19 protein-coding genes are annotated in these 19,066 nt (G+C 67.9%); 7 read left to right on the forward strand and 12 right to left on the reverse strand.

Annotated features, from left to right (window positions below; translation table 11 throughout):
* Positions 1-34 precede the first annotated feature (34 nt).
* The 5 genes from DPV74_RS14265 to DPV74_RS14285 all read right to left on the reverse strand — a co-directional run bounded on the left by DPV74_RS14265 (position 35) and on the right by DPV74_RS14285 (position 4,918).
* Positions 35-673 (reverse strand): aldolase, encoded by a 639-nt coding sequence (locus DPV74_RS14265; protein ID WP_021156336.1) that lies wholly within the window; start codon positions 671-673, stop codon positions 35-37.
* Complete coding sequence (gene otnK / locus DPV74_RS14270) at positions 670-1,959, reverse strand: 3-oxo-tetronate kinase (RefSeq protein WP_060082557.1); 1,290 nt, start codon at positions 1,957-1,959, stop codon at positions 670-672. Before otnK ends, DPV74_RS14265 begins: the two co-directional genes overlap by 4 nt.
* A gap of 19 nt (positions 1,960-1,978) precedes the next feature.
* On the reverse strand, positions 1,979-2,869 hold the full coding sequence (gene ltnD / locus DPV74_RS14275) for an L-threonate dehydrogenase (RefSeq protein WP_119337426.1): 891 nt from the start codon (positions 2,867-2,869) through the stop codon (positions 1,979-1,981).
* A gap of 70 nt (positions 2,870-2,939) precedes the next feature.
* The gene (locus DPV74_RS14280) at positions 2,940-3,644 is read right to left on the reverse strand and encodes a FadR/GntR family transcriptional regulator (RefSeq protein WP_027790626.1); all 705 of its coding nucleotides are present in this window, start codon (positions 3,642-3,644) and stop codon (positions 2,940-2,942) included.
* A gap of 200 nt (positions 3,645-3,844) precedes the next feature.
* Entirely contained in the window at positions 3,845-4,918 is a 1,074-nt protein-coding gene (locus DPV74_RS14285) for a GlxA family transcriptional regulator (RefSeq protein ID WP_027790627.1), read from the reverse strand.
* A gap of 302 nt (positions 4,919-5,220) precedes the next feature.
* Here DPV74_RS14285 and DPV74_RS14290 point away from each other — a divergent pair, with 302 nt between their 5' ends.
* Genes DPV74_RS14290 through DPV74_RS14315 form a run of 6 tightly spaced genes read left to right on the forward strand, consistent with a single transcriptional unit; the run spans position 5,221 to position 12,248 of the window.
* Positions 5,221-6,606, forward strand: coding sequence for an L-serine ammonia-lyase (locus tag DPV74_RS14290; RefSeq protein WP_119337427.1), 1,386 nt, complete (start codon positions 5,221-5,223; stop codon positions 6,604-6,606).
* Between the two features lie 14 nt (positions 6,607-6,620).
* Positions 6,621-7,865 carry a sarcosine oxidase subunit beta family protein gene (locus DPV74_RS14295; RefSeq protein ID WP_006480591.1) on the forward strand — a complete coding sequence of 415 codons (1,245 nt, stop codon included), beginning with the start codon at positions 6,621-6,623 and terminating at the stop codon, positions 7,863-7,865.
* A gap of 16 nt (positions 7,866-7,881) precedes the next feature.
* Positions 7,882-8,181 (forward strand): sarcosine oxidase subunit delta, encoded by a 300-nt coding sequence (locus DPV74_RS14300; RefSeq protein ID WP_027790629.1) that lies wholly within the window; start codon positions 7,882-7,884, stop codon positions 8,179-8,181.
* A complete protein-coding gene (locus tag DPV74_RS14305) occupies positions 8,178-11,189 on the forward strand; it encodes a sarcosine oxidase subunit alpha family protein (protein ID WP_119337428.1) in 3,012 nt (1,003 codons plus the stop codon). Before DPV74_RS14300 ends, DPV74_RS14305 begins: the two co-directional genes overlap by 4 nt.
* A complete protein-coding gene (locus tag DPV74_RS14310) occupies positions 11,179-11,811 on the forward strand; it encodes a sarcosine oxidase subunit gamma (RefSeq protein WP_059622413.1) in 633 nt (210 codons plus the stop codon). Before DPV74_RS14305 ends, DPV74_RS14310 begins: the two co-directional genes overlap by 11 nt.
* Entirely contained in the window at positions 11,808-12,248 is a 441-nt protein-coding gene (locus DPV74_RS14315) for a dihydroneopterin aldolase (protein WP_027790632.1), read from the forward strand. The genes DPV74_RS14310 and DPV74_RS14315 overlap by 4 nt, the downstream gene beginning before the upstream one ends.
* 335 nt (positions 12,249-12,583) lie before the next feature.
* Here DPV74_RS14315 and DPV74_RS14320 read toward each other — a convergent pair whose 3' ends face one another.
* A complete protein-coding gene (locus DPV74_RS14320) occupies positions 12,584-13,657 on the reverse strand; it encodes an alkene reductase (protein WP_119337429.1) in 1,074 nt (357 codons plus the stop codon).
* Between the two features lie 168 nt (positions 13,658-13,825).
* On the opposite strand from DPV74_RS14320, the gene DPV74_RS14325 reads away from it, so the two are divergent.
* A complete protein-coding gene (locus DPV74_RS14325; RefSeq protein ID WP_119337434.1) occupies positions 13,826-14,701 on the forward strand; it encodes a LysR family transcriptional regulator in 876 nt (291 codons plus the stop codon).
* A gap of 30 nt (positions 14,702-14,731) precedes the next feature.
* On the opposite strand, the gene DPV74_RS14330 is transcribed toward DPV74_RS14325, so the two are convergent.
* From DPV74_RS14330 to DPV74_RS14355, 6 genes are all read right to left on the reverse strand, one after another.
* The gene (locus DPV74_RS14330) at positions 14,732-15,142 is read right to left on the reverse strand and encodes a lysozyme inhibitor LprI family protein (protein WP_081078886.1); all 411 of its coding nucleotides are present in this window, start codon (positions 15,140-15,142) and stop codon (positions 14,732-14,734) included.
* A gap of 45 nt (positions 15,143-15,187) precedes the next feature.
* Entirely contained in the window at positions 15,188-15,874 is a 687-nt protein-coding gene (locus DPV74_RS14335) for a lytic transglycosylase domain-containing protein (protein ID WP_119337430.1), read from the reverse strand.
* A 157-nt stretch (positions 15,875-16,031) separates the two neighbouring features.
* The gene (gene arr, locus DPV74_RS14340) at positions 16,032-16,427 is read right to left on the reverse strand and encodes an NAD(+)--rifampin ADP-ribosyltransferase (protein WP_119337431.1); all 396 of its coding nucleotides are present in this window, start codon (positions 16,425-16,427) and stop codon (positions 16,032-16,034) included.
* A gap of 32 nt (positions 16,428-16,459) precedes the next feature.
* A complete protein-coding gene (locus DPV74_RS14345; RefSeq protein WP_027790637.1) occupies positions 16,460-17,248 on the reverse strand; it encodes an ABC transporter permease in 789 nt (262 codons plus the stop codon).
* Positions 17,245-18,216, reverse strand: coding sequence for an ABC transporter ATP-binding protein (locus DPV74_RS14350; RefSeq protein WP_119337432.1), 972 nt, complete (start codon positions 18,214-18,216; stop codon positions 17,245-17,247). Before DPV74_RS14350 ends, DPV74_RS14345 begins: the two co-directional genes overlap by 4 nt.
* The coding region (locus DPV74_RS14355) for an ABC transporter permease (RefSeq protein ID WP_162923035.1) at positions 18,213-19,066 on the reverse strand (854 nt) is incomplete at its 5' end. The genes DPV74_RS14350 and DPV74_RS14355, both read right to left, overlap by 4 nt.

Here is a 19,066-nt window from a genome sequence, read left to right on the forward strand (position 1 = left end):
ACGGCGGGCATGGGAATCGTTGCGGGGTACGTCGCTACCAGCGCGCGCCGAAGCTGGCGCGCAATTCGTCGAGCGCGGCTTCGTCGAGCGGTTCGGGTTTCGGGTTCGTCATCAGCCACAGCCGCGCCGTTTCCTCGAGCTCTTCGAGCGCATACGACGCGTGCGACACCGATGGCCCCCACATCACCGGGCCGAGGCGGTCGAGCAGCACGCCGCGCACCTGGTCGGCGAGCGCCGCGACTTCCGCGGCGACGCCCGGATCGCCGGGGCGGCGGTAGCGGATCAGCGGAATGTGGCCGACCTTCATCACGTAGTACGGCGTGATCGGCGGCAGCACGTCGGTGTCGCGCCATACGCCCGCGAGCGTCAGCGCGACGAGGTGCGTCGAATGGGTGTGGACGACGCCGTTCGCTTCGGCATTGCGTGCGTAGATGCCGCGATGCAGTGCGAGCGTCTTCGACGGCTTGCCGCCCGATACGGGCTGGCCGTCGAGGCCGACCTTCGCGATGTCGTTCGGGTCGAGCCGGCCGAGGCACGCGTCGGTCGGCGTGATCAGCCAGCCGTCGGGCAGCCGCGCGCTGATGTTGCCGGCGCTCCCGACCGCGTGGCCGCGCGCGTACAGGCTGGCGCCGACGACGCAGATCTCTTCGCGCAGTTTCGCTTCGTCGCTCATCGTGCGGCTCCGTCCAGCGCGCGCAGCGCCTTGTCGAAAAAGTCCGTGGTGCCGAAGTTGCCGGACTTCAGCGCGAGGCCGAGCGGCTGGGCGTCGATGGTGGCCGTCGCCGGCACGCCCGGATCGATCTGCGCGCCGATCTGCAGCGACTTCACGTCGAGCGCCTGCACGACCGCGCCGGACGTCTCGCCGCCGGCGACGACGAACTTGCGCACGCCGAGATCGCGCAGCCCGCGCGCGATCGCCGCGAGCGTGGCTTCGACGAGATGGCCGGCCGCGTCGACGCCGAGCGCTTGTTGTACGGCCTTCACTTCGTCAGGCGTCGCGGTCGCGTAGATCAGCACGGGCTGCGGCAGGTGCGTGCGCGCGAACGCGAGTGCCTGGTCGACGACGGGTTCGCCGCGCGATGCCGCGAGCGGATCGATGCGGAAGCTCGGCCGCGTGGCGCGCCATGCGGCGACCTGCGCGTTGGTGGCCTTCGATGCACTGCCGGCGAGCACCGCCGACAGGCCGTCGATACGCGGCAGCGACGCCGCGTTGTCGCGTTCGGGCAGTTGCTCCGCGCGGCGGAAATTCGCGGGCAGGCCGAGCGCGATGCCCGAGCCGCCGGTGACGAGCGGCAGGCCCGCGCAGGCTTCGCCGAGCACGTAGAGGTCGCGGTCCGACAGCGCGTCGGCGATCGCGAATCGTGCGCCTTCCGCACGCAACTGGTCGATCCGCGTGCGCACGGCGGCCGCGCCCAGCGCGATCGTGTCGTAGCGGATCAGGCCGACGGGCGACTTCGTTTGCCGCTGCAGCACGCGCACGAGGTTCGCGTCCTTCATCGGCGTGAGCGGATGGTTTTCCATGCCCGATTCGTTCAGCAGCACGTCGCCGACGAACAGGTGGCCGCGATAGATCGTGCGGCCGTTCTCGGGGAACGCCGGGCATGCGATCGTGAAGCCGCCGCCGGCCGCATCGAGCAGCGCATCGGCGACGGGCCCGATGTTGCCCGCGTCGGTCGAATCGAACGTCGAGCAGTACTTGAAGAAGAATTGCCGGCAGCCTTGCTCGCGCAGCCATGCGTAGGCGGCGAGCGATTGCGCGACGGCGTCGGCCGCGGGGATCGTGCGCGACTTCAGCGCGACGACGATCGCGTCCGCATCAAGCGTGGCGCCGTCGGCGGGCACGCCGATCGTCTGCACGGTGCGCATGCCGCTCTTCACGAGCATGTTCGCGAGATCGGTCGCGCCGGTGAAATCGTCGGCGATGCAGCCGAGCAGGGGACGGGAAACGGGAGCGGTCATGGCGGGTACGTCGTTCGAATCAGCGGGCGGGCGGCAGCGTGATGCCGGGGAAGGTCTTGATCACGGCGGAATCGTCCTCGCCGCCGTGGCCGGCGCTCGACGCGCTCATGAACATCTGGTGCGCGGTGGCCGACAGCGGCAGCGGGAACTTGCTGCGGCGTGCGGTATCGAGCACGAGGCCGAGATCCTTCACGAAGATGTCGACGGCCGACAGCGGCGTGTAGTCGCCGTTCAGGATGTGCGGCACGCGGTTCTCGAACATCCACGAATTGCCGGCGCTGTGCGTGATCACGTCGTACAGCGCATCGGCATCGACGCCTTCGCGCAAGCCCAGCGCCATCGCCTCGGCTGCTGCTGCGATATGCACGCCGGCCAGCAACTGGTTGATGATCTTCACCTTCGAGCCGATGCCGTGCGCATCGCCGAGGCGATAGACCTTGCCGGCGATCGCGGCGAGCACGTCCTCGCAGCCCGCGTACGCGGCGGCCGGGCCCGACGTCATCATCGTCATCTCGCCGGAGGCCGCGCGCGCGGCGCCGCCGGATACGGGCGCATCGAGCATCTGCAGGCCGGCGGCCTCGATGCGTGCGCCGAGTGCCACCGCGAATTCCGGTGCGACGGTCGCGCTGGCGATCACGACGCCGCCCGGCTTCATCGCCGCGACCGCGCCGTGCTCGCCGAACAGCACCGTTTCGGTCTGCGCGGCATTCACGACGAGCGTAACGACGACGTCGCACTGCGCGCCGAGTTCGGCCGGCGTCGCGCAGGCGACGCCGCCTTCGGCGGCGAATGCCTGCAGCACGGTTTCGCGCACGTCGCATGCGTGCACGCGCAGGCCGGCGCGCAGCAGCGAGCGGGCGACGCCGAGGCCCATCGCGCCGAGGCCGATGACTCCAACATTTCGTGACATGGTCAACCTTGATCGATTCGGAAGAGGTTCGTGACAGCGGCGGCGCCCGTAACGGCCGCGGCCGCCGGCTTCAGCAGATGCCGGCTTCCGCGAGACGGCGGGCGGCGTTGTACATATGCGTGCGTGCCGCGTTGCGCGCGGCCATCGGGTCGCGCGCGCGGATCGCGTCGGCGATCGCCGCGTGTTCCTCGCGCACCTGGCGCGAGAAGTCCTCGCGCGTCGCTTCGTTGCGCCGCGTGACCTTCACGCCGGCTTCGAGGTACTGGTTCAGGAACTGCAGCGTCTTCAGGAAATACGGGTTGCCGGTGACGGCCGCGATCGTGCGGTGGAACGCGACGTCTTCCGCGACGCCGTCGCGCCCTTCGGCCACGGCATCGTCGATCTTGCGCAGCGCCTCGTCGATGTCGGCCATGTCCTCGTCGGTGTGGTGCAGGGCCGCTTCGGCCGCGACCTCGGCCTCGATCGCGCGGCGCACCGCGAGCAGGTGCGGCAGCGAGGTGGCCTCGACCGCTTCCGCATAGTCGATCCGCAGCGGCCGGATCGCGCCGTGCTGGTTCACGTACACGCCGCTGCCCTGGCGCGGCTCGACCACGCCTTCGTTCTTCAGCCGCGAGATCGCCTCGCGGATCACGGTGCGGCTCACGCCGAATTCCTGCGCGAGCACGGCCTCCGTCGGCAGCTTGCCGGTGGCCGAGAAGCTGCCGACTTCGATCTGCTTGAGCAGTTGTTGCGCGACATGGTCGCTCATCGCACGGGCGGGAATTTTCTCGAACATGGTGCTCTGGCTTGTAAGGTTATGTGGTCATCATACAAATTTGAGCGCGACGAAGCATCCGGGATAACCCTCGATCAACGGAGGGCAACGTCGGTTAAATCAACTGAAACCGGTTCCATTTGAAGGGAAATCGGCGCGATCGACTATCGTTTCGCGGTGGGTCAGCCGGGCGGGAAAGAGCAGTGCGGGTGCGTTGGCCGTCAGTCGGCGATGTCCTCGACGGAGTCGTCCGTCGCATCTGCCGTCGCGCCGGCTTCCGCCACTTCTCCGCCGCGCTCCCGATAAGTCGCCGGCGGCACGCCGAACTGCTTGCGGAACTCGCGCCCGAGGTGCGACGCATCGGCGAACCCGCAGCTCGACGCGATATCGGCCACCGTGCGGTCGGAACTGGTCAGCAGCCACGCGGCCGTGCGCAGCCGCACCTGTTTCGCGAACGCCTGCGGGCTCTTGCCCGTTTCCGCCTTGAACAGCCGTTCGAGCTGCCGCGTCGACAGGTCGAGCTTGTTCGCGAGTTCATCGAGCGACAGCGCCCGCCCGACATGCTGTTCCATCAGGAGAATCGCGCGCTTGACCTTCGGGTGCGTCGCCGGCTCGAGGCCCGGCGGATGCGGCTGCGGCGCATTCCCTTTCTGCATCTCGCCGACCAGCAGGATGCGCAGCGCCTTCTGCACGGTCGCGTGATCGAAATGGCGCAGCAGGATCGCGGCGGCGACGTCGATCGACGCGCGGCCGCCCGAGCAGGTGATGCGGCGCCGGTCGATCACGAACAGGCGGTCGGCGATCAGCAGGTCGGGATCGGCGGCCGGAAAGCGCTCGATGAAATCCCAGTAATGGAACCAGCTCACGCAGGTGCGGTAGCCGTCGAGCACGCCTGCGCGCATCAGCGTGAACACGCCGGTGCAGATCCCGACGACCGTTGCGCCGCCGGCCGCCGCGCGGCGGATGAAGTCGAGCGTCTCGGGGCCCGCTTGCGGCCCCGAATGCAGCAGCCCGCCGACCACCACCACGTAGTCGAACGGCTCGGCCGCGTCGAAGGTTTCCCATGGCGTGATCTGGATCCCGCAGCTCGCGCGCACCGGCGCGAGGGTTTCGCCGATCACGCTCCACGCGCAGCGCACGGGCTTGCTGTAGTCGCCGTCGTCCGCCGACAGCCGGAGCATGTCGACGAAGCCCGAGAAGGCCGTCAGCGTGAAGTTCGGCAGCAGCACGATGCCGAAGCGGATGCGTCGCGGTGCGGGTTCTGCGAGGGGGGAAGCGGGTACGTCGGGTGTCATCGCGGCCAATCTCTTCACGCCGGGCAGGCGGTCTCACTCAGTCTGTCGATACGGGTAACGCGGGTACGGCAGTCGGGCACGGCCGGGCGACGCGGATGCAGCCAGCGTCGCCGATCGGCTCCGGCGCGACTTGTGGTTTTCCGTCGCGAACCATCGCCAAAACGCACTTTCCGGCCCGCCGGCGCGGCGCTTGGCGGCGGTATCCCACGCCGATGCCGTTTTTGTTCTATCGGCCGATTTTACGCTTTGATGTACTGGTGCCCAACGTCACTTGATGTATGTCCCCATCCAGAGGAAGCCAGATGAACGTCAGCGCGTTCGACCTGTTCAAGATCGGCATCGGCCCGTCCAGTTCGCACACGGTCGGCCCGATGATCGCCGCGTGCCGCTTCGCGTCGCACGTGGAGGACGCGAACCTGCTCGGTTTCGTGCGCCGCGTGCGGGTCGAACTATACGGCTCGCTCGGCGCGACCGGCAAGGGCCACGGCACCGACAAGGCCGTGCTGCTCGGCCTCGAGGGCCACCTGCCCGACACGATCGATCCCGACCTGATCGAGCCGCGGCTGGCCGCGATCCGCGCGGAGAAATCGCTGTCGCTGCTCGGCAGGCAGACGGTGCGCTTCGACGAAAAGGAACACATCGGCTTCTATCGCAAGCTGATGAGCGGCACGAGCATCGTGCACCCGAACGGGATGCGCTTCCAGGCCTTCGACGAACACGGCCAGCTGCTCGTCGAGAAAGAGTATTACTCGGTTGGCGGCGGCTTCGTCGTGAACCGCGACGGCGATCGCGTGAACGGCGTGCGCGCGGCGGTCGAGGTGCCGTACCCGTTCCGCACCGGCGACGACCTGATGCGCCAGTGCCGCGAGCACGGGCTGTCGATCGCCGAGCTGATGATGCGCAACGAATGCGCGCTGCGCCCCGCCGACGAAGTGCGCGCCGGGCTGCTCGCGATCTGGCGCACGATGGCCGCCTGCGTCGAGCGCGGCTGCAAGGTCGAGGGCGACCTGCCGGGCCCGATGCGCGTGAAGCGCCGCGCGGCCGAGCTGAATGCCCGCCTGCGCGCGCGTTCGGAAGAGTCGCTGCGCGACCCGCTGTCGATGCTCGACTGGGTCAACCTGTATGCGATGGCCGTCAACGAGGAGAACGCGGCGGGCGGCCGTGTCGTCACCGCGCCGACCAACGGCGCGGCCGGCGTGATCCCCGCGGTGCTGCACTACTACGTGAAATTCGTGCCGGGCTCGAACGAAGCCGGCATCGTCGAATTCCTGATGACGGCCGCGGCGATCGGGATCATCTACAAGGAAACCGCGTCGATCTCCGGCGCGGAAGTCGGCTGCCAGGGCGAAGTGGGCGTCGCGTGCTCGATGGCGGCCGCCGCGCTCGCCGCGGTGATGGGCGGCACGCCCGACCAGGTCGAGAACGCGGCCGAGATCGGCATGGAGCACAACCTCGGGATGACCTGCGACCCCGTCGGCGGGCTCGTGCAGATCCCGTGCATCGAGCGCAACGCGATGGGCGCGATCAAGGCGCTGAACGCGTCGCGCATGGCGCTCAAGGGCAACGGCCAGCACTACGTGTCGCTCGACTCGGTCATCAAGACGATGCGCGAGACGGGCGCCGACATGAAGACGAAATACAAGGAAACGTCGCGCGGCGGTCTGGCCGTGAACGTCATCGAATGCTAACGAAGGACCACAACATGAGCCGCTACTCGATATTCAGCCTGTTCCGCAACGGTCTCTCGTATCACGAGAACTGGGAAAAGCAGTGGAAGAGCCCGGAACCGAAGAAGGAATACGACGTCGTGATCGTCGGCGGCGGCGGCCACGGCCTCGCGACCGCCTACTACCTCGCGAAGGAACACGGCATCACGAACGTCGCGATCCTCGAGAAGGGCTGGATCGGCGGCGGCAACACCGCGCGCAATACGACGATCGTGCGCTCGAACTATCTGTGGGACGAATCGGCCGCGCTGTACGAGAAGGCGATGAAGCTGTGGGAAGGGCTGTCGCAGGACCTGAACTACAACGTGATGTTCAGCCAGCGCGGCGTGATGAACCTGGCCCACACGCTGCAGGACGTGCGTGACACCGAGCGCCGCGTGAACGCGAACCGCCTGAACGGTGTCGACGCCGAATTCCTGACGCCCGCGCAGATCAAGGAAATCGAGCCGACCATCAACCTGAATAGCCGCTATCCGGTGCTCGGCGCGTCGATCCAGCGCCGCGCCGGTGTGGCGCGTCACGACGCGGTGGCCTGGGGTTTCGCGCGCGGCGCGGACCGCGCGGGTGTCGACATCATCCAGAACTGCCAGGTGACGGGCATTCGCCGCGAAGGCGGCGCGGTGGTCGGCGTCGATACGGTGAAGGGCTTCATCAAGGCGAAGAAGGTGGCGGTGGTCGCGGCCGGCAACACGACGACGCTCGCCGACATGGCCGGCGTGCGCCTGCCGATCGAAAGCCACCCGCTGCAGGCGCTGGTGTCCGAGCCGATCAAGCCGGTCGTGAACTCGGTGATCATGTCGAACGCGGTGCACGCGTACATCAGCCAGTCCGACAAGGGCGACCTCGTGATCGGCGCGGGTATCGACCAGTACACGGGCTTCGGCCAGCGCGGCAGCTTCCACATCATCGAAAGCACGCTGCAGGCGATCGTCGAGATGTTCCCGGTGTTCTCGCGCGTGCGGATGAACCGCCAGTGGGGCGGCATCGTCGACGTGTCGCCGGATGCGTGCCCGATCATCACCAAGACCGACGTGAAGGGCCTCTACTTCAACTGCGGCTGGGGCACCGGCGGCTTCAAGGCGACGCCCGGCTCGGGCTGGGTGTTCGCGCACACGATCGCGCGCGACGAACCGCATCCGCTGAACGCGCCGTTCGCGCTCGACCGCTTCTACACGGGCCACCTGATCGACGAGCACGGCGCAGCTGCCGTCGCGCACTGAACGAGGAGAAGAAAACATGTTGCTGATCGAATGTCCGTGGTGCGGGCCGCGCGCCGAATCCGAGTTCTCGTGCGGCGGTGAAGCCGACATCGTGCGCCCCGTCAACAACGAGAACATGACCGACCGCGAATGGGGCGAATACGTGTTCATGCGCGAGAACAAGCGCGGGCTGCACAAGGAGCAATGGCTGCACGCGCAGGGCTGCCGCCGCTGGTTCAAGGCCACGCGCGACACGGTGACCTACGATATCAAGGGCTACGAAAAGTTCGGCGGCGACGCTGCCGGCAACGCACACGAAGAGGGCACGAGCAAATGAGCCAGAAAGACCGCCTCGGCACCGGTGGCCGCATCAATCGCGCGATTCCGTTGACGTTCACGTTCAACGGCCGCACGTATCAGGGCTTCCAGGGCGACACGCTCGCGTCCGCGCTGCTCGCGAACGGCGTGCACTTCGTCGCGCGCAGCTTCAAGTACCACCGCCCGCGCGGGATCGTGACGGCCGACGTCGCGGAACCGAATGCGGTCGTGCAGCTCGAATCGGGCCCGTACACGGTGCCGAATGCGCGCGCGACCGAGATCGAGCTGTACCAGGGGCTCGTCGCGTCGAGCGTGAACGCCGAGCCGACGCTCGAGAACGACAAGTACGCGATCAACCAGAAGCTGTCGCGCTTCCTGCCGGCCGGCTTCTACTACAAGACCTTCATGTGGCCGCGCAACATGTGGCCGAAGTACGAAGAGAAGATCCGCGAAGCCGCCGGCCTCGGCAAGGCGCCGGAAGCGCTCGACGCCGATCGCTACGACAAGTGCTATGCGCACTGCGACGTGCTCGTCGTGGGCGGCGGCCCGTCGGGGCTCGCGGCCGCGCATGCGGCGGCCACGGCCGGCGCGCGCGTGATCCTCGTCGACGACCAGCGCGAGCTCGGCGGCAGCCTGCTGTCGTGTCGCGCGGAAATCGACGCGAAGCCCGCGCTGCAGTGGGTCGAGAAGATCGAGGCCGAGCTGCGCAAGCTGCCCGACGTGACGATCCTGTCGCGCAGCACCGCGTTTGGCTACCAGGACCACAACCTCGTGACGGTCACGCAGCGCCTGACCGATCACCTGCCCGTGTCGATGCGCAAGGGCACCCGCGAGCTGCTGTGGAAGGTTCGCGCGAAGCGCGTGATTCTCGCGACCGGCGCGCACGAGCGTCCGATCGTGTTCGGCAACAACGACCTGCCGGGCGTGATGCTCGCCGGCGCGGTGTCCACCTACGTGCATCGCTTCGGCGTGCTGCCGGGCCGCAACGCGGTCGTGTTCACGAACAACGATCGTGCGTACCAGACCGCGCTCGACCTGAAGGCGTGCGGCGCGAAGGTGACGGTCGTCGATTCGCGCGCATCGTCGAACGGCGCGCTGCCGGCCGCGGCGAAGCGGCAGGGCGTGACGGTGTTGAGCGGCGCCGTCGTGACGGCTGCATCGGGCAAGTGGCGCGTATCGTCGGTCGACGTCGCGTCCAGCACGAACGGCCAGGTGGGCGGCAAGCTGCAGACGCTGCCGTGCGACCTCGTCGCGATGTCGGGCGGCTTCAGCCCCGTGCTGCACCTGTTCGCGCAGTCGGGCGGCAAGGCGTGCTGGAGCGACGAGAAGGCGTGTTTCCTGCCGGGCAAGCCCGTGCAGGCGGAAGCGAGCATCGGCGCGGCGGCCGGGGAATTCGGCCTGGCGCGCGCGCTGCGGCTCGCGGTCGATGCGGGCGTGGAAGCGGCGAAGGCCGCGGGCTTCACGGCCGAGCAGCGCCCGGTCGCGCCGCAGGTCGCGGAAACCGTCGAAGGCGCACTGCAGCCGCTGTGGCTCGTCGGCAGCCGCGAGGCCGCGGCGCGCGGGCCGAAGCAGTTCGTCGATTTCCAGAACGACGTGTCGGCCGCCGACATCCTGCTTGCCGCGCGCGAAGGCTTCGAGTCGGTCGAGCACGTGAAGCGTTATACGGCGATGGGCTTCGGCACCGACCAGGGCAAGCTCGGCAACATCAACGGGATGGCGATCCTCGCGGGGGCGCTCGGCAAGTCGATTCCGGAAACGGGCACGACCACGTTCCGCCCGAACTACACGCCCGTTTCGTTCGGTACGTTCGCGGGCCGCGAGCTCGGCGATTTCCTCGACCCGATCCGCAAGACCTGCGTGCACGAGTGGCACGTCGAGCACGGCGCGCTGTTCGAGGACGTCGGCAACTGGAAGCGGCCGTGGTACTTCCCGAAGAACGGCGAGGATCTCCATGCGGCCGTGAAGCGCGAATGCCTGGCGGTGCGCAACAGCGTCGGCATCCTCGACGCATCGACGCTCGGCAAGATCGACATCCAGGGCCCGGATGCCGTGAAGCTGCTGAACTGGATGTACACGAACCCGTGGAACAAGCTCGAGGTCGGCAAGTGCCGCTACGGGCTGATGCTCGACGAAAACGGGATGGTGTTCGACGACGGCGTGACGGTGCGCCTCGCCGACCAGCATTTCATGATGACGACCACGACGGGTGGCGCGGCGCGCGTGCTTACGTGGCTCGAACGCTGGCTGCAGACCGAATGGCCCGACATGAAGGTGCGGCTGTCGTCGGTTACCGATCACTGGGCGACGTTCGCGGTGGTCGGCCCGAAGAGCCGCAAGGTCGTGCAGAAGGTGTGCCAGGACATCGACTTCGGCAACGAAGCGTTCCCGTTCATGAGCTACCGGAACGGCACCGTTGCCGGCGCGAAGGCGCGCGTGATGCGGATCAGCTTCTCGGGCGAGCTGGCCTATGAAGTGAACGTGCCGGCGAATGCGGGCCGCGCGGTGTGGGAAGCGCTGATGGCCGCCGGTGCCGAGTTCGACATCACGCCGTACGGCACCGAAACGATGCACGTGCTGCGTGCGGAGAAGGGCTACATCATCGTCGGCCAGGACACCGACGGCTCGGTCACGCCGTACGACCTCGGGATGGGCGGGCTGGTCGCGAAGTCGAAGGACTTCCTCGGCAAGCGTTCGCTCGCGCGCTCGGACACCGCGAAGGAGGGCCGCAAGCAGTTCGTCGGCCTGCTGACCGAGGACGAACATTTCGTGCTGCCGGAAGGCGCGCAGATCGTCGCGAAGGACACGCAGGTGTCGGCGGTCGATCCGACGCCGATGATCGGCCACGTGACGTCGAGCTACTACAGCCCGATCCTGAAGCGCTCGATCGCGCTCGCGGTGGTGAAGGGCGGCCTGAACAAGATGGGCGAGAGCGTCGTGATTCCGCTGGCCAACGGCAAGCGCATCACCGCGAAGATCTCGAGCCCGGTTTTCTACGATACCGAAGGGGTGCGCCAGCATGTGGAATGAAACCAGAAACCAGACGCAGGTGGCGGGCGCGGGCGGCGTGACGCTTGAATCGCCGTTCGTCGGCGCGGCCGACGTGCTGAAGCCGCACCAGGCGCGCGCATCGAAGAAATTCACGCTGCGCGAGCGGCCGTTCCTCGATCTCGTGAACGTGCGCGGCGAGTTGAGCGATCCGGCGTTCGTCGCCGCGTTCGAGCGCGTGGTCGGCTGCCGGCCGCCGGCGGCGCCGAACACCGTTGCCCGCGGCGCCGAGTACGACGTGCTGTGGCTCGGCCCCGACGAGTGGCTCGTGCGCTCGCACGGGCCCGTGCAGGCGGGCGTGCTGGAGGCGCGACTCGCGGAGGCCGTGCAGGGTTCGTATGCGGCGGCCGTCGACGTCGGCAGCGGTTATACCGTCGTCGAGATCAGCGGCGAACGTGTGCGCGACGTGCTCGCGCGCGGCTGCCCGCTCGATCTCCACCCGCGCGTGTTCAAGCCGGGCCAGTGCGCGCAGTCGCACTACTTCAAGACGTCGATCGTGCTGGTCCCGACCGGCGACGATGCGTTCGAGATCGTCCTGCGCCGCAGCTTCGCCGACTATTTCGTGCGGATCATGCTCGACGCTGCCGCGCCGCTCGCATCATGAAGCCGTTCGACGAACCGTTCGTGGCGATCGACGCGCCGCGCCTGCGCGGGCACGGCTGGAGCGTGTTCGTCGACGAACTGAAGGTGCCCGCGCGGATCGGCATTCATGCGCACGAGCATGAAGCGCCGCAGCCGATCGTGATCGATGCCCGGCTCGGCTATCGCTGCGAGCCGAGCGAGCAGGGCGAGTGGATCGATTACGACGGTTATTGCGCGCGACTTGCCGCGTTCCTGTCGCACAAGCCGCATACGCGGCTGCTGGAGACGCTCGTCGCCGACATCGCGGTGCTGTCGTTCCGCGAATGGCCGGCGCTGGAGTCGCTGACGCTGTCGGTGTACAAGCCGAAGATCCGGCCGGGTACGAAGCGCGTCGGCGTGTCGCTCGACTGGACGCGCGGGGATTACTTGCGGTGGACGGGGGCGGCGGGGCAGCTTTGAAGGGGGCGGGGCGGAGAGGCAATCCGCCCACGCGATTGCTCATTGTTCCTGGAATATCGGAACAATGAGACGTTCCCCCGTCACTTGTCACGCGAGCGCTTTTGGGCAACCCACTGCGGACCCGCTCCAGCAGCTTGCGGTGGCCTTCCCGGTCAATGCATCGTGATGCCGCCCTCTACGAGCCATGCCTGCGACAGTCTCATCAGGATCGCTCCGTTCAATGTGACAGGTGGCGAGCAATGAGACGTTCGGCCTTTGACGGATATCGCGCGGTTCACCGGCGATAGCTGCGAAACAGTTCAGGCGTGTCGCAGCTATCGCCCCGTGTAATCGCGTCAAGCCGCAGCTGCCCCATCCAACGCCGGATAATCCACATACCCGCGCGCATCGCCGCCGAAGAACGTGTCGCGCTGCGCGTCGTTCATCGGTGCGCCCGTCTTCAGCCGCGTGACGAAATCCGGATTCGCGAGCACCATCTGGCCGTACGCTTCGAGATCGGCAAGACCCGTCGCGACATCCGTGCCGATCGCGTCGCGCGTGCGGCCCGGCCGGTTCACGATCAGCGTGCCGTTCCAGCGTGCGCGCAGGTCCGCGAGCAGCGGCTCGTTGCCCTGGTGCATCACGTGCAGGTACGCGAGGCCGAGCCGGTCGAGCTGCGTCGCCAGGTAGCGATACAGGTCCGGCCCTTCCGTGCCTTCGTCGATGCCCCACAACGTGGTGCCCGGCGACAGGCGAATCGCGGTACGGTCCGCGCCGATCTCGTCGGCGATCGCCTCGGCAACCTCGATCGCGAAGCGCGCACGATTTTCGATTGAACCGCCGTAGGCGTCGCTGCGCGTGTTCGCGTTCGGCGCGAAGAACTGCTGGACCAGATACCCGTTTGCGCCGTGGATCTCGACGCCGTCGGCGCCGGCCTCGATCGCGCGGCGCGCGGCGAAGCGGAAGTCGTTCACGGTGCCGCGCACTTCGTCCGTCGTCAGCGCGCGCGGCGCGGGAATCTCCTGCATCCCTTTCATCGTGAACATCGGCACGCCCGGCGCGATCGCGGAAGGCGCGACGCCCTGGCGATGATGCGGCGTATTGTCGGGATGCGACATGCGCCCCACGTGCATCAGCTGGATGAACAGGCGGGCGCCGCGCGCATGCACGCGCTCGCTGACCGCCTTCCAGCCGGCGACGTGTGCATCGGTGTAGATGCCGGGCGTCGTCAGGTAACCCTGGCCGTCGTCCGACGGCTGCGTGCCTTCGCTGACGATCAGGCCGAGATCCGCGCGCTGCGCGTAGTACTCGGCGGCCAGTGCGCCGGGCGTGCCGTCGAACGCGGCGCGGCTGCGCGTCATCGGTGCCATGACCAGGCGGTTCTGCAGCGTGTAGCGGCCGACACGGGCCGGGGTGAACAATGCGTCCATGGTGCGTGCTCCTCGAGGGTCGGGTAACGGCACCGGGGCGGTGCCGTCTCGGGCGCGGGCCGCGCACCGTGCGCGCGCCTCGCCGCCATGGACACATCATCCATTGCTTCCTTTTCGAGATAAACATGGTAGTTTGGATAACATTGATCCATTGATGGAGCAGTGGGCGTGGAACTGCTGAACGACATGGCGCTGTTCGTGGAGGTCGTGAAGGCGAAGGGCTTTCGCAGCGCGGCCGACGCGCTGGGGATGCCGAATTCGACGCTGTCGCGGCGCATCGGCGCGCTGGAAAAGGCGATCGGCTTGCGGCTGCTGCATCGCACGACGCGCCGGATCGAGCTCACGGAAGCCGGGCAGCTGTATTTCGAGCGCTGCAAACGCATCGTCGACGAAGCGCGGCTCGCGCACGAGCAGCTCGGCGAGTTGCTGGCCGAACCGTCGGGCGTGCTGCGCGCGTCGTTTCCGGTCGATTTCGCGGTGGTCTACCTGGCGCCGCTGATCGTCGAATTCGCGAACCGCTACCCGAAGCTCACGTTCGATTTCGAACTGACGTCGCGGCGTGTCGACCTGGTGAGCGAACCATTCGACGTCGCGATCCGCATCGGCGAATCGGCCGATTCGCAACTCGTCGCGCGGCGGCTCGCGACGTTCCGCAATCACCTGTATGCGTCGCCGCGCTATCTCGAGCGCGCGGGCGAGCCGCGCGAACCGGACGACCTGCGGCGGCATCAGTGCCTGAGCGTGCAGCGCGTCGATGCGTGGACGCTGCACGACGCCGCGTGGGAGCTCGAGGTGCCGGTGGGCGGGCGTTTCATCGTGAACAGTGTCGGCATGGTTCGGCAACTCGCCGTGCACGAGGCGGGCATCATCCAGATGCCGGCGGAAGTCGTGGCCGACGACGTGGCCGCGGGCCGGTTGCGTCGCGTGCTGCCCGACTGGGAGGGTGCGCCCGTTCCGGTCTACGCGATGACGGAAACGCGCTTGCTGCCGGCGAAGACGCAGGTCTTCATCGAGTATCTGCGCGCGCATTTCGCGCAGGCGTGAAGGGCGGCTGCGCGGACGATCGTCCGCCGTTCACTGCTGCGCCGGCTGCGGTGCGTCGCCCTGCGCTTCCCATTTCTTCAGGATGCGCACGCGCGCCTGGCTGAAGTCGACCCAGCAGTTCAGCCACGCGTCGTCCGGAATCATCTGCTGCGGATTGGCGGCTCTGACGTAGTCGCAGGTGTCGCTCGCGAAGCCGTGCCAGCTTGCCTGCGATTTCGCGAGCTGTTTCGCCGCATCGGGGTTGCGTTGCCGGGTCTTGCGTTCGAGCGACCGGTACGCGCGTTCCACTTCCTGGTTGTTGTTGTCGACGATGCATCGGCGTACCGCATCCATCGTCGGCCCCTGCCGTTCGCAATCGACCGCGGCGAACGCGGACGCTGCGCCGCTCGCGAGCGCGGCGACGGCGAGAAGGCGGGTGGCGTACCGGATCGTGTCGCGCATGCGCGGAGAGGGAGTCGTGGGGCGGGACGTGTGCGACGTACTGGCTTATTGCGCGTTGCGCGCCGACGTCGATGTCGACGTCGACGTCGACGTCGATTCGCTCACCGGCACCATCCGCGCCTTCGTTTCGTTCGCGGCTTTCGCGTCGTCGTCGGGTTCGAGCACGAACCGGAACGAATCGACCCGCTGCATGACCTTCGCCGCATACGCGCTGGATCCGCCGCTGTAGCTCTTCAGCCCGGCCTGCACGTTGCCGCCGGCCGCTTTCACGTAGCTGGAGAGAATCCGGGAGCCGGCCTCGACGTTCGCATTCGGTTCGGTCAGGTCCTTCACGTTACGCAGCATGCCGCGGTGTGCGGACGGCACGACCTGCATCAGTCCGGTCGCGCCGTGCTGGCCGCGCGCCTTTTCCTGGAAGCGCGATTCGATCGAGATGATGGCGTAAACGAGTGCGGGAGGCAGCGAATATTTCGTCGCAGTGACGCTCACGATATCGGCGAGCTTGGCGGCCCGTTCCTTCGCGACACCGAATTTCTTCGTCAGGTAGGACGTGATGCGGCGGTTTGCTTCGTTCGGCTGATCGTCGGCGTTCGCGAGCGGCGCGGAGGCGACAGCCGGCGCCGATGCCAGCATGTCGGGCGGAGAGGCTGGCACTGCGGGCGTTTGCTGGGCCGATACCTGTTGCGCAATGCCGAGCGAGAGCACGATCAGCCAGAAAAACCGTCGTCGCATGGTCGAGTGCGGGGAAATGGGAGGCGCATAGTATATCGGCCAATCGGGCAAGACGGTCGAGTGCCGGCTCGAATGAAAGCGATGTGTAGGCTTGTGACGTTCGCAACGATCGACGCGGCGATCGTTGCGTGGACACGCATCGGAGTCCGGATGACCGCTAGTTGATGATCTCGCCGATGCCGGCTTCGATGCGGATTCTCAGTTGCTGGATGAACGCCGGATCGTACGGTTCCCAGTGATCGAGTTCGCCAACGATCTTCAAGGGCGATGTGCTTCGATACGAGCGCGTCGGATTGCCCGGGAATTTCTTGTCCGTGACGTTCGGGTCGTTTTCGAATGCCCCGGTGGGCTCGACGATATAGACCCGCGGCTTGCCGTCGCCTTTGGCCATTTCCGCGGCAAGGCCGGCGCCCTTGGGCAGGGCCGTGAAATAAACGTGATTCATCACGACGTCATCCCGGTAATTCGATCTGAAGCCCGCCGTCAGCAAGTCGCCGATCCGCAAATCCGCTTTCGTGCCATGAAAAAACGGGCCGGTGTCCAGGACAGCCATGGCTTCTCCCTTGGAAAATGTCGCGATGACTTCTAGGCGCGCCGCGCGCTCGCCACTCGCGCAATCGACCCGATCGCATCGCTGACGAGCACCGCGAGCAGCCCGACGATCACGCCGCCCTGCAGCACGAACGCGGTATTCGACGTCTGCAGGCCCGCGATGATCACGTCGCCGAGGCCGCGCGCGGCGACCGTCGAGCCGATCGTCGCGGTGCCGAGATTGATCACGACCGCGAGCCGGATACCGTTGACGATCACCGGGAACGCGAGCGGCAGCTCGACCGACACCAGTTGCTGCCAGCCGCTCATCCCCATCCCGCGCGCGGCGTCGACGACATCGCGCGGCACGTCCTCGAGCCCCGCGATCGTGCTTTCGAAAACCGGCAGCAGGCCATACAGCACGAGCGCGATCAGTACGGGTTTCAGCCCGAAGCCGACGGCCGGCACCGCGAGCGCGAGCACCGCGACCGGCGGGAAGGTCTGGCCGATGTCGACGACGCTGCGCGCGACCGGCAGGAAATCCGCGCCGGCCGGCCGCGTGACGAAGATCCCGGCCGCTACCGCGACGATCGTGCCGATCAGGCTCGACAGCGCGACCGTGCCGAGATGCGCGAGCGTCAGGTCGAGCAGGCTCGCGCGATCGTAGATGACGGGCGCGCCGTTGTCCGCGAACGGTGCGAAAAGGCCCTGCAGCCACATCGGCCGCACCAGCAGCACGAGCAGCAGCGCGAGCGCGGCGGCGCGCGCCGTGAACGCGGCAACGTGGCGGGGCAGGGGCGAACGCAAGGGCCGTGTGCGTTGCGTGGCATCCGGCGTCGTCATGCGGGCTGCCTCGCGTGCGCGCGGATCGCGTCGAGCGTGATGCGGCGCGCGCCGCGCACGTTGCGTGCATCGCCGTCGTCGACGGGCAATGCATCGCCGTCGTCGACGGGCAATGCATCGACACCGCGCCACAGCAGTTCCGACACAGCATCGCGCAGCGTGCGCGTCGCGTCGATCGGCTCGCCCTCCGCATGGCCGGGTTCGGCCACTGCGTCGATCTGCGTCAGCGCGAGCAGGCGCAGCGGCCGGTCGACGCCCGCGACGAGCTGCTCGACGACACCGGCCGCCGGCTTGCCGAGAATCTCGGCAGGCGGTGCGACCTGCAGCAGCCGGCCGCCGTCCATCACCGCGATCGTGTCGCCGAGCTTCAGCGCTTCCTCGATATCGTGCGTGACGATCACGACCGTGATGCCGAGGCGGCGCTGCAACGCGAACAGGTCGTCCTGCGCCTTGCCGCGGATGATCGGATCGAGCGCGCCGAACGGCTCGTCCATCAGCAGCATCGCGGGCTCGGCCGCGAGCGCGCGCGCGACGCCGACACGCTGCTGCTGGCCGCCCGACAGTTCGTGCGGCAGCTTGTCCGCGAACTCGGCCGGCGCGAGATGGAACAGGTCGAGCAGCTCGTTCACGCGCGCGTCGATGCGCGCGGCCGGCCAGCCGAGCAGGCGCGGCACGGTCGCGATGTTGCGCGCGACGCTCCAGTGCGGAAACAGCCCGTGCCCCTGGATCGCGTAGCCGATGCCGCGCCGAAGCTGTTCGGGCGCGACGGTCGCCGTATCGACGCCGTCGATGCGGATCGTGCCACTGGTGGGGGCGATCAGCCGGTTGATCATGCGCAGCAGCGTCGACTTGCCGCTGCCCGACGCACCGACGAGCGCGGTGATCGTGCCGCGCTGCATCGTCAGCGAGACGTCGTCGACGGCGACGACATCGCCGAAGCGTTTGCCTGCACGTTCGATCTCGATCATCCTGTACGCCCCTTCGCGAGCGTGGTCGCGGCTTCGAATATGACGGCGGCCACCAGCGCGAGCGCGATCGTCGGGATCGCGCCGAGCAGCACGAGATCGGCGGCCGATTGCCCGATCCCCTGGAAGATGAAGGTGCCGAAGCCGCCGCCGCCGATCAGCGCGGCGACCGCGGTCAGCCCGATGTTCTGCACGAGCACGATGCGCACGCCGCTCAGGATCACCGGCAGCGCGAGCACGAGGTCGACATGCAGCAGCCGCTGCGCGCGCGTCATGCCCATCGCGCGCGCGGCTTCGGTCACGTGCGGCGGCACTTGTCCGAGCCCGACCACGACACTCGACGCGATCGGCAGCAGCGAATACAGGAACAGCGCGAGCACGGCCGGCGCGACGCCGATGCCGCGGATGCCGAGCGCGGCCGCGAGCGGCACGTGTGCGGCCAGCAGCCCGAGCGGGGCCATCATCAGCCCGTACATCGCGATGCTGGGGATCGTCTGCACGACATTGAGCACGGGCATCGCGACGGTCCGCACTGCCGCGATGCGCGCGCAGGCGATGCCGAGCGGCACGCCCGCGACGAGCGCGGCGGCCACCGAGCCGCCCGCGAGCGACACGTGACGGATCGCTTCGCGCCAGAAATCGTCGCTGCGCACCGCATATTCGCGCATCACGGAGAGGCCGTCCCACCAGCCGCTCGCGAGCGGCACCGAGATCGCCGCGATCGCGACGACGAGCGCGGCGAGGCGCCGCCACGGGCCGAACGCGAGCCGTGCGAGCGCGTCCGCGACGAGCACGGCCCACGCGAACAGCAGCAGCCAGACGCCCGCGTCGGGCGACACGCGCGCGAGCATGT

Source organism: Burkholderia sp. HAN2018 (genome assembly GCF_024704855.1).
GTDB classification, from domain to species: Bacteria; Pseudomonadota; Gammaproteobacteria; order Burkholderiales; family Burkholderiaceae; genus Burkholderia; species Burkholderia cepacia.

Bases quoted from the DNA above. Each gene is read 5' to 3' on its own strand.
- DPV74_RS14330 (WP_081078886.1), bottom strand. From the start codon at position 15,142: ATGCGCGACACGATCCGGTACGCCACCCGCCTTCTCGCCGTCGCCGCG.
- otnK (WP_060082557.1), bottom strand. From the start codon at position 1,959: ATGACCGCTCCCGTTTCCCGTCCCCTGCTCGGCTGCATCGCCGACGAT.
- DPV74_RS14320 (WP_119337429.1), bottom strand. From the start codon at position 13,657: ATGGACGCATTGTTCACCCCGGCCCGTGTCGGCCGCTACACGCTGCAG.
- DPV74_RS14285 (WP_027790627.1), bottom strand. From the start codon at position 4,918: ATGACACCCGACGTACCCGCTTCCCCCCTCGCAGAACCCGCACCGCGA.
- DPV74_RS14295 (WP_006480591.1), top strand. From the start codon at position 6,621: ATGAGCCGCTACTCGATATTCAGCCTGTTCCGCAACGGTCTCTCGTAT.
- DPV74_RS14345 (WP_027790637.1), bottom strand. From the start codon at position 17,248: ATGACGACGCCGGATGCCACGCAACGCACACGGCCCTTGCGTTCGCCC.
- ltnD (WP_119337426.1), bottom strand. From the start codon at position 2,869: ATGTCACGAAATGTTGGAGTCATCGGCCTCGGCGCGATGGGCCTCGGC.
- DPV74_RS14300 (WP_027790629.1), top strand. From the start codon at position 7,882: ATGTTGCTGATCGAATGTCCGTGGTGCGGGCCGCGCGCCGAATCCGAG.
- DPV74_RS14350 (WP_119337432.1), bottom strand. From the start codon at position 18,216: ATGATCGAGATCGAACGTGCAGGCAAACGCTTCGGCGATGTCGTCGCC.
- DPV74_RS14265 (WP_021156336.1), bottom strand. From the start codon at position 673: ATGAGCGACGAAGCGAAACTGCGCGAAGAGATCTGCGTCGTCGGCGCC.
- DPV74_RS14335 (WP_119337430.1), bottom strand. From the start codon at position 15,874: ATGCGACGACGGTTTTTCTGGCTGATCGTGCTCTCGCTCGGCATTGCG.
- DPV74_RS14280 (WP_027790626.1), bottom strand. From the start codon at position 3,644: ATGTTCGAGAAAATTCCCGCCCGTGCGATGAGCGACCATGTCGCGCAA.
- arr (WP_119337431.1), bottom strand. From the start codon at position 16,427: ATGGCTGTCCTGGACACCGGCCCGTTTTTTCATGGCACGAAAGCGGAT.
- DPV74_RS14315 (WP_027790632.1), top strand. From the start codon at position 11,808: ATGAAGCCGTTCGACGAACCGTTCGTGGCGATCGACGCGCCGCGCCTG.
- DPV74_RS14290 (WP_119337427.1), top strand. From the start codon at position 5,221: ATGAACGTCAGCGCGTTCGACCTGTTCAAGATCGGCATCGGCCCGTCC.
- DPV74_RS14305 (WP_119337428.1), top strand. From the start codon at position 8,178: ATGAGCCAGAAAGACCGCCTCGGCACCGGTGGCCGCATCAATCGCGCG.
- DPV74_RS14310 (WP_059622413.1), top strand. From the start codon at position 11,179: ATGTGGAATGAAACCAGAAACCAGACGCAGGTGGCGGGCGCGGGCGGC.